Annotated in this window: 16 protein-coding genes; all 16 read right to left on the bottom strand. The window is 33.0% G+C overall.

Annotated features, from left to right (window positions below; genetic code table 11):
- Positions 1 to 21: 21 nt before the first annotated feature.
- The 16 genes from DWX29_RS02640 to asnB all read right to left on the bottom strand — a co-directional run bounded on the left by DWX29_RS02640 (position 22) and on the right by asnB (position 16,736).
- A complete protein-coding gene (locus tag DWX29_RS02640; protein WP_118565119.1) occupies positions 22 to 1,386 on the bottom strand; it encodes a PFL family protein in 1,365 nt (454 codons plus the stop codon).
- A gap of 10 nt (positions 1,387 to 1,396) precedes the next feature.
- Positions 1,397 to 1,669: an ACT domain-containing protein gene (locus DWX29_RS02645; protein ID WP_022088381.1), complete on the bottom strand. Its 273-nt coding sequence runs from the start codon at positions 1,667 to 1,669 to the stop codon at positions 1,397 to 1,399.
- A gap of 15 nt (positions 1,670 to 1,684) precedes the next feature.
- Complete coding sequence (locus DWX29_RS02650; RefSeq protein ID WP_118565120.1) at positions 1,685 to 2,482, bottom strand: MBL fold metallo-hydrolase; 798 nt, start codon at positions 2,480 to 2,482, stop codon at positions 1,685 to 1,687.
- 1,246 nt (positions 2,483 to 3,728) lie between these two features.
- Positions 3,729 to 4,331 (bottom strand): hypothetical protein, encoded by a 603-nt coding sequence (locus tag DWX29_RS02655; protein ID WP_022088378.1) that lies wholly within the window; start codon positions 4,329 to 4,331, stop codon positions 3,729 to 3,731.
- A 1-nt stretch (position 4,332) separates the two neighbouring features.
- Positions 4,333 to 4,827: a pantetheine-phosphate adenylyltransferase gene (gene coaD, locus DWX29_RS02660; protein ID WP_117909476.1), complete on the bottom strand. Its 495-nt coding sequence runs from the start codon at positions 4,825 to 4,827 to the stop codon at positions 4,333 to 4,335.
- Position 4,828: 1 nt separating this feature from the next.
- Entirely contained in the window at positions 4,829 to 5,389 is a 561-nt protein-coding gene (gene rsmD, locus DWX29_RS02665; RefSeq protein WP_117909478.1) for a 16S rRNA (guanine(966)-N(2))-methyltransferase RsmD, read from the bottom strand.
- A gap of 186 nt (positions 5,390 to 5,575) precedes the next feature.
- Positions 5,576 to 6,673, bottom strand: coding sequence for a 30S ribosomal protein S1 (gene rpsA, locus DWX29_RS02670; protein WP_117909480.1), 1,098 nt, complete (start codon positions 6,671 to 6,673; stop codon positions 5,576 to 5,578).
- Entirely contained in the window at positions 6,661 to 7,506 is an 846-nt protein-coding gene (gene ispH / locus DWX29_RS02675; RefSeq protein ID WP_117909482.1) for a 4-hydroxy-3-methylbut-2-enyl diphosphate reductase, read from the bottom strand. Before ispH ends, rpsA begins: the two co-directional genes overlap by 13 nt.
- A 2-nt stretch (positions 7,507 to 7,508) precedes the next feature.
- On the bottom strand, positions 7,509 to 8,168 hold the full coding sequence (gene cmk / locus DWX29_RS02680; protein WP_117909484.1) for a (d)CMP kinase: 660 nt from the start codon (positions 8,166 to 8,168) through the stop codon (positions 7,509 to 7,511).
- A gap of 71 nt (positions 8,169 to 8,239) precedes the next feature.
- Positions 8,240 to 9,472: an NAD(P)/FAD-dependent oxidoreductase gene (locus DWX29_RS02685; protein WP_117909486.1), complete on the bottom strand. Its 1,233-nt coding sequence runs from the start codon at positions 9,470 to 9,472 to the stop codon at positions 8,240 to 8,242.
- Between the two features lie 60 nt (positions 9,473 to 9,532).
- Positions 9,533 to 10,939 (bottom strand): oxaloacetate decarboxylase subunit alpha, encoded by a 1,407-nt coding sequence (locus DWX29_RS02690; protein WP_022088371.1) that lies wholly within the window; start codon positions 10,937 to 10,939, stop codon positions 9,533 to 9,535.
- A gap of 20 nt (positions 10,940 to 10,959) precedes the next feature.
- Complete coding sequence (locus DWX29_RS02695; protein ID WP_022088370.1) at positions 10,960 to 12,105, bottom strand: sodium ion-translocating decarboxylase subunit beta; 1,146 nt, start codon at positions 12,103 to 12,105, stop codon at positions 10,960 to 10,962.
- A 30-nt stretch (positions 12,106 to 12,135) separates the two neighbouring features.
- The gene (locus DWX29_RS02700; protein ID WP_022088369.1) at positions 12,136 to 12,507 is read right to left on the bottom strand and encodes a biotin/lipoyl-containing protein; all 372 of its coding nucleotides are present in this window, start codon (positions 12,505 to 12,507) and stop codon (positions 12,136 to 12,138) included.
- Positions 12,508 to 12,537: 30 nt separating this feature from the next.
- Positions 12,538 to 13,266, bottom strand: coding sequence for an OadG family protein (locus tag DWX29_RS02705; protein WP_022088368.1), 729 nt, complete (start codon positions 13,264 to 13,266; stop codon positions 12,538 to 12,540).
- A gap of 15 nt (positions 13,267 to 13,281) precedes the next feature.
- A complete protein-coding gene (locus DWX29_RS02710) occupies positions 13,282 to 14,733 on the bottom strand; it encodes a carboxyl transferase domain-containing protein (protein ID WP_117909488.1) in 1,452 nt (483 codons plus the stop codon).
- Between the two features lie 119 nt (positions 14,734 to 14,852).
- Positions 14,853 to 16,736, bottom strand: a complete 1,884-nt coding sequence (asnB, locus tag DWX29_RS02715; protein WP_118565121.1) for an asparagine synthase (glutamine-hydrolyzing) — start codon at positions 16,734 to 16,736, stop codon at positions 14,853 to 14,855.
- Between the last annotated feature and the right edge of the window lie 15 nt (positions 16,737 to 16,751).

Consider the following 16,751-nt stretch of genomic DNA (forward strand, 5'->3'; position numbering starts at 1 on the left):
ACGCAATATATTAGAATTAATTTAGTTTTTAAAACTATGAATTGGTGCTGGAATTCTTCCTGTTCTGTTTACAAAAGCATCACAAGAGAACTGGCTAACCGGCATAATAGGTGCATATCCTAATAATCCACCAAATTCTACCATTTCACCAACACCCTTTCCAATTACAGGAATAACTCTTACAGCTGTTGTTTTCTGATTAATCATTCCTATTGCTGATTCATCAGCGATAATTCCGGCAATTGTAGTTGCTTTTGTATCTCCGGATATTGCAATCATATCTAAACCAACTGAACATACGCATGTCATAGCCTCTAATTTTTCTATTGAAAGGGCTCCTTCTTTTACTGCGTCAATCATTCCCTGGTCTTCACTTACAGGGATAAATGCACCACTTAAACCACCGACATATGAAGATGCCATAACGCCACCTTTTTTAACCTGATCATTTAATAATGCTAATGCTGCAGTTGTTCCCGGAGCTCCGGCTCTTTGTAATCCAATTTCTTCTAATATATCAGCTACACTATCACCAATCGCAGGTGTAGGGGCTAAAGACAAATCAACAATACCAAATGGTACATTGAGTCTCTTAGAAGCTTCTTCTGCAACTAACTGACCCACTCTTGTTACTTTAAAAGCAGTCTTTTTAATTGTATCGCATAATACTTCAAAGTCTGCTCCACGAACTTTCTTTAATGCATGTCTTACTACACCAGGTCCACTTACACCGACATTAATAATGGCATCAGCTTCTGTAACACCATGAAATGCTCCAGCCATAAATGGATTATCATCCGGTGCATTACAAAATACAACTAATTTTGCACAACCAAGAGAATCCTGTTCTTTTGTATATTCTGCAGTTTCAAGAACAATTTCACCCATAAGTCTGACAGCATCCATATTAATTCCTGTTTTTGTAGAGCCAACATTAACTGAACTGCATACCCTTTCTGTCTCTGCTAGTGCTTTAGGAATTGAACGAATCAAATTTTCTTCTGCCGGTGTCATACCTTTAGATACCAAAGCTGAATATCCACCTAAAAAGTTAACTCCAACTTCCTTTGCTACTTTATCAAGTGTTTTTGCAATTGTAACAAAATCATCAGGAGTTTTACATGCGCTACCACCAATCAATGAAATAGGAGTAACTGAAATTCTTTTATTTACAATAGGAATTCCAAATTCCTTTGCAATGTCATCACCTGTTTTTACTAAATCTGATGTATATTTTTTAATTTTGTTATATATATTATTATTTAATGTCTCTAAATCATCACTAATACAATCTAACAAACTGATTCCCATAGTGATTGTTCTTACATCAAGATTGTAATTTTCAATCATTTTGTTAGTTTCTTTTACTTCAAATAAATTAATCATGATTCCTCCATTAAATTCTATGCATACTATTAAAAATGTCTTCGTGCTGCATCTTTATTGAAACGCCAATATCATCACCTATTTTTTCAAGATCATCTGCAAGTTTATCTGCAGGCTGGCTGGCATTATTACAATCTACAATCATCATCATATTAAAATAATCCTGCACAATTGTCTGTGAAATGTCAAGAATATTTACAGAATTATCTGCTAAATATGTACATACCTTTGCAATAATACCTACTGTATCTTTTCCCACAACAGTAATAATAGTTTTTTTCATTTTATGCCTCCTAAATTAAAATTCAATATGGCAAGAAGGTTCAGTTCTACTTGCCACCTGTATACTGATATCATCAGCACAATAATTACCATCAGCCATATTTATTTCATTTCTGATTGTTTCATATGCCAATTCAGGCAAATTATTTTCTTTACTTAAATGACCAAGAATTACTTTCTTAAGTCTGTCAGATATAATTTCATTTAACAAATTGCCGCATGTCTCATTTGATAAATGACCTTTATTTCCCCATATACGTCTTTTAAGTGCATATGGATAAGGGCCTATCTGTAACATATTAATATCATGATTTGATTCAATTAATACTGCATCAAGTCCTTTTAAATTACCAATTATGTAATCATCATACATCCCCATATCTGTCGCCACAGCCATTGATTTCCCATCAGAATCAAATCTGTATGCAACCGGTTGTGCCGCATCATGCGATATCGAAAATGGAGTAACTAATGTACTTCCCATATAAAAATCTTTATTTTCTTCAATTTCATTAAACAAATTCCTATCAATCGTTCCAACCTTACTGTCTTCAAGTATCTTTGATATGGTTCCTTTTGTAGCATATATTGGAATATGATATTTTCTCGATACAACGCCTAATCCGGAAATATGGTCAGAATGTTCATGTGTTATAAGTATACCATTCACTTCTTCTAAACTGCTTCCGTATTCACTCATACCTTCTTCAATTCTTTTTTTACTTATCCCAGCATCTACAAGTAACTTTACATCGTTATTTTCATACAAAAGACAATTTCCCTTGCTGCCACTGGCTATAGAACTAAATTTCATAGCAATCCTCTTCTTTTGAAATCTTCTTTGTACATTCTATTGTATTTTTATATATATTTCAAGTTCTATTTCATTCCATTAAGCTATATAATAAATAAAAAAATGAAAAAAAGCTTTGTAAAATATTTTGAATTAATTTGTTGTCTGCTTTGTATCTTATTTATCATTCTACTTCCAAAAGAAACTATCTTAGGCGTGAAAACAGGCATCAATCTTGTATTATACTCAATGATTCCTTCGTTGCTGCCGTTTATTTTAATCATCAACATTCTTATAAAAAAAAAACTATGTAATATTATTTCCAAATTCTTTTATCCAATATTAAAACACATTTTTAAGGCAAGCCAATTTAGTTCATTTATTATAATATGTGGATTTTTAAGTGGATATCCTTTAGGGTGTAAAACAATATTCGAAGGATTAAAAAACAATCTAATTTCCGAAGACGAGGCAAAAAAACTATTAACATTCTGTAATAACCCAAGCATTTCTTATGTAATTAACTACGTATCATATCTTTGCCTCGATTCTTATTTTAAAAATTCAATAGTTATAATGTTTATTTTTTTGCCGCCTATAATTACAGGTATAATTAATTCTCATTTATTTTTTAGCAAACAACAAGTCAACATATGTAATACTGACAATAATTCATCCATTTCAGTGCTAAACAACACGGTTTCATCTTTAATTAAAATTGGAATGTACATAATCATATTCACAACTATAAATGCATGGCTTTCTATTTTTATAAGCAACGATAATATACCATTAAATATTATTACTTCGTTTATGGAAATAATATCCGGTTCAAAATATGTAAGTCAATTATCGCTTTCAACTATACACAAATTATTTACCTTATGTATTTTTTCTATTACAGGTGGAATATGCATTTTTATTCAATCCATATCTTTTCTTCCTAGTAAATCATACATAAAATATTATATTATCGGAAAAATTGAATCACTTTTAATATTTTGCATATTGTTTTATATATATTTCAATTACAAAACCATTTTTAATTTCATAATAAGTTTACTATAAATCAATTTAAGCACTTTATTTTTAACAGATAGTATTTATTTAACAATGTAATTTATAGATTCAAATAAATTTTTATATTAATCATAAAAATCTTAGTTTTCTCTCTTCCTTGTCTTAAAGAATTTTTACTTATTAAAAAGCAGGCAAATTATCGCTTTGATAGCGAAAACATTGCCTGTTTTTTTACATTTTTATTATATTATTTATCTAAATCAACTGTATAATCATCAACGTCATCTGCAACTTCAGGAGCCTGTGGTTCAGGTTCTTCACCACTTAATTCTCTTCTGCTTTCAACAACAACATCTAATGAACCATTTAATGCATTCATCATTGTATCCTGAATATTCTGGAAATTATTCATGCCTGTTGTAAGAATTCCCTGAACATTATTTAAGATATCATCTGTGTACTGCATTGCATTCATTCTTACAGAATTAGCTTCATTTGTAGCAGAATCCAACATTTCCTGTGCCTGTTTCTGAGCACTTTCAATTATTGAATTAGCTTCTTTATATGCCTGTTGCATAATTTCATGCTCGCTAACTAACTGATTAATATGTGCTGTTGCTTCAGCAACCATATTTTCAGCTCTTTCTTTAGCGTCATTTAAAATAGCATCTTTATTTGCAATTATCTTCTGATATTTTTTAATTTCATCAGGTGTTCTAAGTCTTAATTCAGCTAACATTTCATCTATTTCATCTTTGTTAACCATAATTACTGATGAAGACAATGGCTTAAATTTACATCCATCAATATATTCTTCAATTTCTGTAATGATTTGTTCAATCTTGCTCATCTTATCTATCTCCTTTATTTTTCATTAATTTATTCTTTACTTCTATTACGACATTTGGTGGAACAAATTTACTAATATCTGCTCCGAAATATGCAGCTTCCTTAACTGTACTCGAGCTAAGATACGCATACTCCAAACTTGTTGTAAAAAATATTGTATCTACTTCATTATTTAAAACACTGTTCGTCTGCGACATCTGAAGTTCATATTCAAAATCTGTAACCGCACGTAAACCTCTTACGATTAGTTGTGCATCAACTTTTTTTGCGAAGTCAACCAACAGACCCTCAAATGACATAACCTTAACATTTGGCAAGTCCGATACAGCATCATTTAACATTTTAACACGATTTTCTACAGAAAACAACGGCGTTTTTGATTTATTATTCAATACTCCGACAATTAACTCGTCTACTATTTTAGATGCTCTTTTAATTACGTCTAAATGTCCATATGTAACAGGATCAAAACTTCCCGGATAAATTGCTCTTACCATACTATTCACCACACAATTGTATAAAAACATGTTTATTTGTTTTATACACCTTTTCTTTAATTATTTTATAACCCATGTCTTCTAAATAATCAAACTCTGTTTCATTAGAAGCTTCTACAATAATAATGCTTTCATTCGAAATTAAGTTGGACTCTTTAAGATAATTCAATACATCTTTTTCAAACAAATGATTATATGGTGGATCCATAAATACAATATCAAAATGTTCACCGACATTATCTAATTGTTTTATAGCACTTTCTACTGTTGTAAACATAACCTTCGAAACATCTTCAAGTTTTGTATATTTTAAATTATACATTATACAATCGTATGCCCGCCTGTTATTTTCTACCAAAACACATTTTTTTGCTCCTCTGCTTGCAGCTTCAATTCCAATTCCACCACTTCCACTAAACAAGTCTAAGAAATAACATCCTGGAACGCAATTATTTATTACATTAAACATCGTTTCTTTTGTTCTATCCTGTGTTGGTCTTGTATTCATTCCTTCAATTGTTTTCAATTGCAATCTTCTTGCTTTTCCCGCAATTACTCTCATATCATCTCCAAAGCCAAAATCTTATATCTTTCTTAAACCTCTATTATAATAATACCGTTCATAGCTTTTTGCAAATAAATTTTTCTTTTTATTTTGTTAAGCATTTGTTACATATTTACTACAACTGAGTAAGAAAGAAAAAAGAGTAGGAAAACCTACCCTTTTTTCTTATATATTATTTATAAATTATTCTTCAACTGTATCTTCTGCTTCATCAGCTACAACTTCATCATCATCTGGAAGTAAAGCCTTAATGCTTAAGCTGATTTTCTTGTTTTCTTCATCAAAGTCAACAATCTTAGCTTCGATTTCTTCACCAATCTTTAAAACATCAGATGGTTTTTCAACATGCTGCTTAGCAATCTGAGATACATGAAGAAGTGCATCTACACCTGGTTCAAGTTCAACGAATGCACCAAAGTCTGTCATTCTTGCAACTTTACCTGTAACAATTGCTCCTACTGCATATTTTTCTTCAGCATTAGCCCATGGATTTGTGTTTTCAAATTTAAGACTTAATGCAATCTTATCGCCATTAATTTCTTTAATGAATGTTGTAACCTTATCGCCTACTTTGAAAAGCTTTCTTGGATTACCAACACGTCCCCATGACATTTCAGAGATATGTAATAAGCCGTCAGCTCCACCTATATCAACAAATGCACCAAAATCAGTTACATTCTTTACAACACCTTCAACAGTCATTCCAACTTCAATCTTAGCGAATAAAGCATCTTTTGCTGCTTTCTTTTCAGCTACGATAAGCTGTTTTCTGTCACCAATAATTCTTCTCTTCTTAGGATTGAACTCGATAATAACAAATTCAATTTCCTGTCCTTCATATTTTGTTAAATCTCTTTCAAAAGTATCAGATACTAAGCTTGCAGGAATGAATACTCTTGATTCTTCAACAGCAACATTTAAACCACCGCTTAAAACCTGAACTACAGGAGCCTTAAGAACTTCCTTATTTTCAAAAGCTTCTTCTAATTTCTTGTTTACTTTTTCAGCTGCAAGTCTCTTATAAGTAACTGCAACCTGACCTTCACCATCATTAACCTTAAGTACTTTAACTGTCATTACATCACCTACAGAAATTACAGTTGTTAAGTCTGTTGGGTTATTTGAATACTCGTTACGTGTAAGAATTCCATCTGACTTGTATCCGATATTGAGAACTGCTTCGTCCTCTTTAACGCTGATAACAGTACCTTCAACGATCTCTCCTGTATGAATTGTTTTTAATGATTCTTCCAACATTTGTTCAAAACTCATTTCTGACATATAGTATGAACCTCCTCTATTATATTGTTTGGGGTGGAAGCCCCCGCTGTAATACCTATAGACTCTATTGTTTTTAATTCACACAAGTCCAGATCTTCTACAGTCTGTATATAATAAGTGTTTTTGCACTCATTTTTGCATATTTCATATAGTTTCTGTGTGTTCGAGCTGTGCTTTCCGCCAATAACAATCATGGCATCAACACTTGAAGAGACCTTTCTGGCCTCAACTTGTCTTAAGTGAGTCGCATTACATATTGTATTCACAACATTTATATAATAACCTTTTTTTTCTATAATTTCAACTAAATATTGAAATTTATTGTAATTAAATGTCGTCTGACTAACTATACATATTTCTTTATCTAGTGGAATATTTAATTTATTTATGTCTTCTTCAGAATTAACTACATAACTTTTTCCATTAACCCATCCTTTTATGCCTTCTACCTCAGGATGTATATCATTTCCAACAATAACTATAATTTTGCCATTTGAGCTTTCTTTCTCAACAATTTTATGAATTTTTTTAACAAATGGACATGTAACATCTATAATATTCATTCCCATTTCTTCTATTTTCGTATATACATCTTTAGATACTCCATGTGAACGTATAATTACTGTCCCAATTTCTTTTTTTGACAGTTCTTCTAATGAATTCACAACTTTTATACCTTTTTGTTCCAAGTCCTCAACAACCTGTTCATTATGGATAATCGGGCCATAAGTATATATAGGTTTATCACTCTTACTTGCTTCTTCATATGCTCTGTTTACAGCTCTTTCTACTCCAAAGCAAAATCCTGCATTTTTAGCAACAGTTACTTTCATTGCTACCTCTCATTTTTTAATTTAATAATTTCTTTCACTACTTCATCAATTGACATGTTTGAAGAGTCTACCAAAACAGCATCCTCAGCCTGAGTAAGTGGGGAAATTTCTCTATGCATATCTCTATAGTCTCTATCAATTATATCTTTTTCTACTGTATCAATATCACAATTTACACCTTTTTCAACAAGTTCTTTGCATCGTCTTTCTGCTCTTGTTCTTGAACTTGCAGTAAGATAAATTTTTAAATCTGCATTCGGTAAAACTGCCGTTCCAATATCTCTTCCATCCATAACAACATCATTTTTTGCAGCAAGCTCTCTCTGCATTTCAACCATGTTTTCTCTTACTTTTTCATATACTGCTATAGCAGATGTCATATTGCCAATCTCTTCGCGTCTTATTTCTAAACTAACATCTTCTCCATTCAAATATACTTTCTGTGTTCCGTTATCATATCCTAATGTAACTTCAATATCATCAAGTTTTGCAATTACTTTTTCAGATTCATCTGCTTTAATTCCTGCTCTAAAACATGCCAAAGCTATTGTTCTATACATTGCCCCTGTATCAACATAAATAAAACCTAATTCCTTAGCAACTATTTTTGCTATTGTGCTTTTTCCAGCTCCTGCTGGTCCATCAATTGCTATATTGTACATCTTTCTTCACCCGGCTTTAAGCCGCCTTTCTTTTCTTTATTTCAAATGGCAAATACCATATTATATTCACGTTACCAATCACATATGCTATTTCCGGCTAAATATCCTGTAGACCACGCAATTTGCAAATTGTATCCGCCTGTCATTGCATCTAAGTCTAAAACTTCACCAACAAAATATATTCCCGGTTCTTTTTTTGACTCCATTGTTTTTGGATTAATTTCATTAACGGATATACCGCCTTTTGTAATTATAGCCTCATTATAATCTCTAAGACCATTTACATGAAGAGTCATCTCTTTTATTGCATTAACCAGTCTTTCTCTTTCTTCCTTTGTAATTTCATGTACTTTTTTGTACGGATCGATATTTGCATTATCAATAATAATCGGAATCAATTTTTTAGGCAACAGTTTATCTAATGAATTATTCAAATTTCTATTAATGTTCTCTTTAAAATCTTTTAATATTCTTTTGTCTAATGTGTCGTTATCTAGCGCCGGTTTCAAATCAATTACGATTTCACAATTTTGAGGATTTATTTTATCTGCTATGTAGCAACTCGCACTTAAAATAAGTGGTCCACTTACTCCAAAATGAGTAAATAACATTTCTCCCTGATCCGAGAAATACATTTTATCATTATTATATACTGAAACTTTAACATTTTTCAAAGCTAATCCCTGCAATTCCCTACAATAACCCTCAGTTATATTAAACGGAACTAATGACGGATGCGTTTCTATAATAGTATGTCCAAATTTTTTTGCAAATTTATATCCATCTCCGGTACTTCCTGTTGTCTTATATGATAAGCCTCCGGTAGCAATTATACATTTGTCTGCAATTTCATATTTTTTATTATTTAATTCAATTTTAATTTTATTGTCATTTTTTTCGACAGATTTAACTTCAGTGTTTAATCTTATCTTTACACCTGCATCTTTCATTAACTTGTTCAATGCGTATATAATATCTGACGATTTATCGCTTTCAGGAAAAACCCTGTTTCCTCTTTCTATTTTAAGTTTTATTCCGGCACTTTCAATCAAATTCATTACTGCTTCACTATCAAAAGTACTGTATGCACTATATAAAAATTTCGAATTATTTATAATATTTTTAAAATGATTCTCTATGTCTGATGCATTTGTTACATTACATCTTCCTTTTCCGGTTATAAAGATTTTTTTGCCTAATTTTTCATTTTTTTCAAATAACGTTACATCATTTCCGTTATATGCAGCAGCAATAGCAGCCATCATTCCGGCAGCGCCACCACCAATTATCATTACTTTACTCATAAGTCTCCTTAACTTATAAAGAGAGGCAGAATAACTGCCTCTCTTCTGCACAAATTATATTTATACCGGATATGCTCCGTTTTCTTTGTCTGCTACAGATGGATCAACCTTTGTCTGCTGAGCTTCTCTGTATTCAAAGAATTCTTTTGCAACCTGTGGGAATAAAGCGTATGTTAATACGTCTTCATCCTGCTGTTTCCACTGAGCACATTCTTTTTCGAACTTATCAAGTGAAGGCTCAAGTAAATCAGCCGGTCTGCATGTAATTGGTTCTTCATCACCAATTGCCTTTTTCTGTACTTCTTTATCAAATGGTTTTACAGTCTGACCATATTTACCTGCAAGAAGATCTTTTGCCTGCTGGTTAATCATCTTGTATCTTTCTCCCATAACGACATTAAGAACAGCCTGTGTACCTACAATCTGGCTAGATGGTGTAACAAGAGGTGGTTCACCAAAGTCTTTACGTACTCTAGGAACTTCTTCAAGCACCTGATCAAATTTATCTGAAGCACCCATTTCATCCAACTGTGAAACTAAGTTAGATAACATACCACCAGGTACCTGATAAATTAATGTGTTAATATTAACACCCATTACCTTTGGATTTAATAATCCGTTTGCAAGGCACTCTTCTCTATATGGCTTAAAGTAATCAGCAACTTCTTTTAATAATTTCTGATCTAATCCTGTGTCATATTCTGTACCCTTAAATGTTTCAACCATAACTTCTGTAGCAGGCTGAGCTGTTCCCATTGAGAATGGTGAAATAGCTGTATCGATGATATCACATCCTGCTTCTACAGCCTTTAAGTATGTCATTGAAGCTACACCTGATGTGTAATGTGTATGAAGGTCGATAGGAATATCTGTTCCTTCTCTTAATGCCTGAACTAATTCTGTTGCCTTATAAGGTGTAAGAAGTCCGGCCATATCCTTAATACATAATGAGTTTGCACCCATATCTTCAATTCTTTTAGCTGTTTCTTTCCAGTAGTCAAGAGTATAAGCATCTCCTAATGTATAAGAAAGAGCTATCTGTGCATGACCTTTTTCTTTATTTGCAGCTTTAACTGCAGTTTCAAGGTTTCTAAGATCATTTAAGCAATCGAATATTCTAATTATATCAATACCGTTTGCAATAGATTTCTGAACAAAATATTCAACTACATCATCTGAGTAATGACTGTATCCTAAAATATTCTGTCCTCTGAATAACATCTGTAATTTAGTGTTTTTAAATCCATCTCTTAACTTTCTAAGTCTTTCCCATGGATCTTCTTTTAAGAATCTAAGTGATGCGTCAAATGTAGCACCGCCCCAACACTCAACTGAATAATATCCAACCTTATCCATTGTATCAATGATAGGAAGCATCTCTTCTGTTGGCATTCTTGTTGCGATTAATGACTGATGAGCATCACGTAATATTGTTTCCGTAATTTTTACCGGTCTTTTTTCTGCCATTATTTTATCCTCCATAAATATTAAATACCAAATATTGCCATAAATGTACCTGCAGCTACTGCAGTACCAATAACGCCTGCAACATTAGGTCCCATAGCATGCATTAACAGGAAGTTTGTAGGATCCGCATCAGCGCCGACTTTCTGAGAAACTCTGGCTGCCATAGGAACGGCTGAAACTCCGGCTGAACCAATTAACGGATTAACTTTTCCATGTGTTGCAACGCACATTAATTTACCAAATAATACACCTGCAGCTGTACCAACAGCAAACGCAACTAATCCTAATATTACAATCTTAATTGTACTCATATTTAAGAATGCTTCTGCACTTGTTGTGGCACCAACACTAGTACCAAGTAAAATAACTACAATATACATTAACGCATTTGATGCTGTTTCCTGTAACTGTTTTACTACACCTGATTCTCTAAATAAGTTTCCTAACATTAACATACCTACTAAAGGTGCTGTTGTTGGTAAAATCATTACTACTACTATAGTAACAACGATTGGGAATAATATTTTTTCAAGTTTAGAAACAGGACGTAACTGTTCCATTTTGACTTTACGTTCCTTTTCAGTTGTTAAAGCCTTCATAATAGGTGGCTGAATAATTGGAACTAACGCCATATAGGAATAAGCTGCTACTGCAATTGGTCCCATAAGTGCTGTCTGTCCAAGTTTACCTGCGAGGAAAATTGATGTAGGTCCGTCAGCTCCACCGATAATAGAAATAGCTGCGGCTGCCTTTCCACCAAATCCCATAAATATTGCTAAGAAATATGCTGAATAAATACCAAACTGTGCTGCCGCTCCTAAAAGGAAGCTCTTTGGATTTGCAATTAACGGACCAAAGTCTGTCATCGCACCTACTCCAAGGAAAATAAGCGATGGCAAAATACTCCATTCATCCAAAATATAGAAGTAATAAAGTAATCCACCGGTTCCGTTTGCTGAATCCTCAGGATGAAGCATGATATCAGGGTACATATTTACTAAAAGCATACCAAAAGCAATAGGAACCAATAATAATGGTTCATATCCTTTTTTAATTGCTAAATAAAGGAAAACACAAGCTACCAAAATCATTATGTAGTTTCCTGGTGTCAAACTCATAAATGCTGTCTGGTTAAGCAAATTTTCCAATGTATCTAAAACATTCATATGTTACCTCCAAGTCTGACTAAAAGGCCATTAGTTTAATGATGCGATAACTGCACCTGCTTCAAAGCTGTCTCCAACTGCAACGCTAATGCTTGCAACTGTACCATCTTCCGGAGCTACAACTGTGTTTTCCATTTTCATTGCTTCGAATACTAAAACTGTATCGCCTCTTTTAACAGCCTGACCTACATTTGCACTGATAGATAAAACTTTACCAGGCATAGGTGCTGTAATCTTAACTGAACCTTCTGCTCCGCTTGCTGCTGGTGCTGCTGCAGGTGCAGGAGCTGCCTTAGCTGCAGGTGCTGCTTTTCTAACTGGAGCTGCACTTGGTGTGCTTCCAGTTTCTTCAACTGTTACATCATATACATTTCCATTAACTGTAATTGTATAATTCTTCATTTTATTTCCTCCTAAATAATTCATAAGTATCTAGCGTTTTCTTATAGAACGAACTACAAATCCGTCTGTTGTTGTGTTTTCGCTCGCTGCAATTGCCGCTGCAATTACTGCAATAAGTTCCGCATCATCAGATACCGGTTGTTCTACAACAGGAACTGAAGCCTTTGACTCTGTTGCTGTTTCTTTATTTTCTTCTGATTTCTTATTTTTACCAAAAGAATCAATGATTGACGGAATAAATTTAAATAATGAAATAATTGCTGAAATGAAAATTAAAACAGCAAATACTGTTCCCATTCCCATTACTGTATTTAAAGCTGCCTGTTCCATTTTTTCACCCATTGAATAAATAGGGTCAAAAGACAAGCTTGTCATAATATATCCATTATCGCTTTCTTCAAATGTAGAAGTAATATTCACTTTTCTATCTTCAAACTGTATCACTTCAGTTACGGCTAATTCGCCATTCTGTTCATTTATAGCAAAATCAGAAACTGAATCTGTAGCCTTACCACATTCGTCTGCTAATTTATTCCAAGATTCTACAGCTGACTTATACATTCCTTCTTCTTTTTTGAATGTAGCAGTTTCGTCATCAACAGGTTCTTCCTCTCCCTTAGAGATATCGGCAACCTGAGTTTCTAAATAAGCACGTACATCCTGTGCATTGTAAGAAGCCTTATCATCACCTTTTCCACAACCTGCAAAACATACCATCAGACAAGAAACGATACAAAACAATTTTATTATTTTTTTCATGTTTCTCTCCTTATATTATACTGTGCCGTGTTTTTTACCTGGACGATTCTCATATTTTGTATAGAGCATTTCAAATGCGCCAATAACATATTTTCTTGTATCAACAGGTTCGATTATGCTGTCAACATATCCTCTGGCAGCTGCCGACATTACATTAGACTGTAATTCGTTATATTCTTTAGTCTTTTCATTGATAATTACAGATGCATCATCTGCCTTTTCAATTTCGTCAGCATACATAATCTGTACTGCACTCTTAGCATCCATCATTCCAACTTTAGCTGTTGGCCATGCATAAACAACATCTGCTCCAATTGCCTTGCTGTTCATTGCAACATATGCGCTTCCCATTGCATTTCCAATTAAAATATTTACTTTAGGAACTGTTGCATTAGCAAATGCGTATACAAGTTTAGCAGTTGCTTTAGCACCATGTTTTTCCTGACACATTGTTGCCTTAAATCCATCAACATTTGTTAATGTTAAAATTGCAATTCCGAATGCATCGCAAAATTCAACAAATTCTGCAGCCTTCTTACATCCACCAACTGTTAATTTAGCTTCGTATTCAGCAGCAACATTCATATCATCATCATATACTTTTGTTCTGTTTGCAACTACACCTACTGTTGCTCCGTTTACTTTAATAAATGCTGTAAGCATTTCAGGAGCATATGCTTTTTTAACTTCGAATACATAACCATTATCAGAAATATTTGAAATTGCGATTAATGTATCTTCAACGCAATTTTCCATTCCTTCACACGCTCTGTTTAAATCGTCTTCACATTCTTCTTCATAATCAGCCTTTTCATTATTTGATGGAAGTATAGAAACTAAGTCTCTGATTCCTTCAAATATTTCTGATTCTGTACCTACAAAATCAACTGTACCGCTTTCGCTCTGGAATTTAGCAGAAGCACTATCACATACTTCTTTACGGTTTTCATTAATTGCGTTAGGTGAGTTAACAAATAATTCTGCCTTTTCACCTTCCATAAATGTGAAATCTCCCATTGAAGAAACAACGCTTAATCCACCACCACAGCTACCAAATACTGCTGTAATCATTGGAATAACGCCTGAAGCCATTGCCTGCTTTAAGTAAATTTCTCCAAATGCATTTAATCCATCAACAGCTTCCTGAAGTCTTAAACCTGTGCTGTCCACAAGTCCAATTACAGGCGCACCTGTCTTCATAGCCATATTATAAAGATTAACTATTTTCTTTGCATGCATTTCTCCAACTGATCCACCAATAACTGATGCATCCTGGCTATAAATGTACACAAGTTTACCGTTGACAATACCATATCCGGTTATTACACCATCAGATGGAGTATCGTTGGTTTTGATGTTGAAATCTGTACTTCTAGCCTTAACTAAAGCTCCAATTTCAACAAAACTGTTATCATCAAGAATAGATTCAATTCTCTGTCTTGCTGATACTTTTGCTGTTGTACTCATAATCAGTCCTCCATTTTATTATAATTTACACACAGTAATCTGTGTGTTACAACCAAATTTCTGCCTTATATAGATTATACTGTTTTCAGTCAAATATCAAGTTATTTTTCCAAATATTTCTAGGCAGTTTTTATTCTATTTTTAACCCATTCATCATTAATAGGTTTAAAATCCTCTTCAACAAAGTATACGTTATACCAAACAAGGAAAACGTAAATTGTCCAAATCTTTCTACTGTTATCTGCTTTGTCTGCTTTGTGGTCTTCTAATAATTTTACAAGTAATTCTGTATTGAAGTATTTATTTGCAACATCACTTGTAAACATTTCATATACTTTATTGTAATATTTATCTTCTTTTAACCAAACTCTGATTGGAACCGGGAATCCAAGTTTCTTTTTATTGGCGGTAGCTTCCGGTAAATGTCTTTTGGCTGCAATTCTAAAAGCTCTCTTTGTAGCTTCTTCATTACATCTAAAATCTATTGGAAGTTTCTTTGCATAATCAAATACTTTTACATCAAGGAACGGAACTCTTGATTCAAGACAATGAGCCATACTCATTTTATCTGCTTTAAGTAAAATGTCGCCCTGTAACCAGAAATTTGTATCAATATACTGCATTTTAGCAATATCATTTAAGCCTTCTACTTTTTTATATGTTGAAGCCACAATATCTTTAGGTGGAATATGAGTAATTGGATGTTTCAAATACTTTTCCCTTTCTTCAACTGAGAACATATTGGCATTTCCAATAAATCTTTCTTCAACATCTTTACTGCCTCTGATTATAAAATCTCTTCCCTTTATATCAGGTAACTTTTTAGCTATAGCTGCGAGTCCTTTTCTAAGTCCTTTTGGAAGTTTCTGATATCCTTTAAGAGACAAAGGTTCATGATAAATATTATATCCACCAAAGAACTCATCAGCACCCTCACCTGAAAGAACAACTTTAATCTGTTCTGCAGCGACCTGATCAACAAAATAAAGTGCTATACATGAGGGATCTGCTAAAGGCTCATCCATATAATACATAACTGTAGGAATTGAATTAAAATACTCATCACTGTCAATTGTTTTATTATAATTTTCCTTGCCTAATTCTTTTACAAGACTTTCGGCATATCTGATTTCATTATATTTACTGTTTTTATCAAGAAATCCAACTGTAAATGTCTTCTTACCTGGAAATTCCGAAACGACATAACTTGAATCAACACCACTTGACAAAAGTGAACCTACCTCTACATCAGCAATCATATGAGCGTTAATTGTATCTTTAACAACATTCTCAATTTCACCTACTGTTTTTTCTAAATCTCCACTTTCTGCCGGTTCCATCATTGGATCAAAATATCTTTGGACTTCGAGTTTTCCATCTTTAAATATAAGGTAATGTCCTGCCGGCAGACGATATATTCCTTTAAAGAATGTTTCAGGAAGAACAGAATACTGAAAACTTAAATACTGTTCAAGAGCTTCTTCATTAACTTCTTTTTTAAATCCTGGAAATTCTAATATTGCTTTTGTTTCAGAACTAAATATAAAATTATCATTAAACAATGAATAATAGAATGGCTTTATGCCAAAGTGATCTCTTACACCAAACATAAGTTTTTTATTAGTATCCCAGATAACAAAAGAAAACATTCCTCTTAATTTTCCAAGTAATTCTGTACCATATTCTTCGTATCCATGTATAAGACATTCTGTATCAGAGTCATTTGCAAATGTATGTCCTTTAGCAATCAAATCCTTTCTGATTTCTAAGTGATTATATATTTCACCGTTAAATACAATTGCAATATCGCCTGTTTCATTATACATAGGCTGTGCGCCATGACTTAAATCAATAATGCTAAGTCTTCTATGCCCAATAGCCACATCATTGTCTACATACATACCTTCATCATCCGGTCCTCTGTGTGCTATCTTATCCATCATAGTTTTAAGAACATCTCTGCTGTTATTTACTTTTCCTGCAAATCCACATATTCCACACATATCAATCTCTCTTTC

The sequence above is a fragment of the Eubacterium sp. AF19-12LB genome (assembly GCF_003479125.1).
GTDB classification, from domain to species: Bacteria; Bacillota; Clostridia; order Lachnospirales; family Lachnospiraceae; genus Eubacterium_U; species Eubacterium_U album.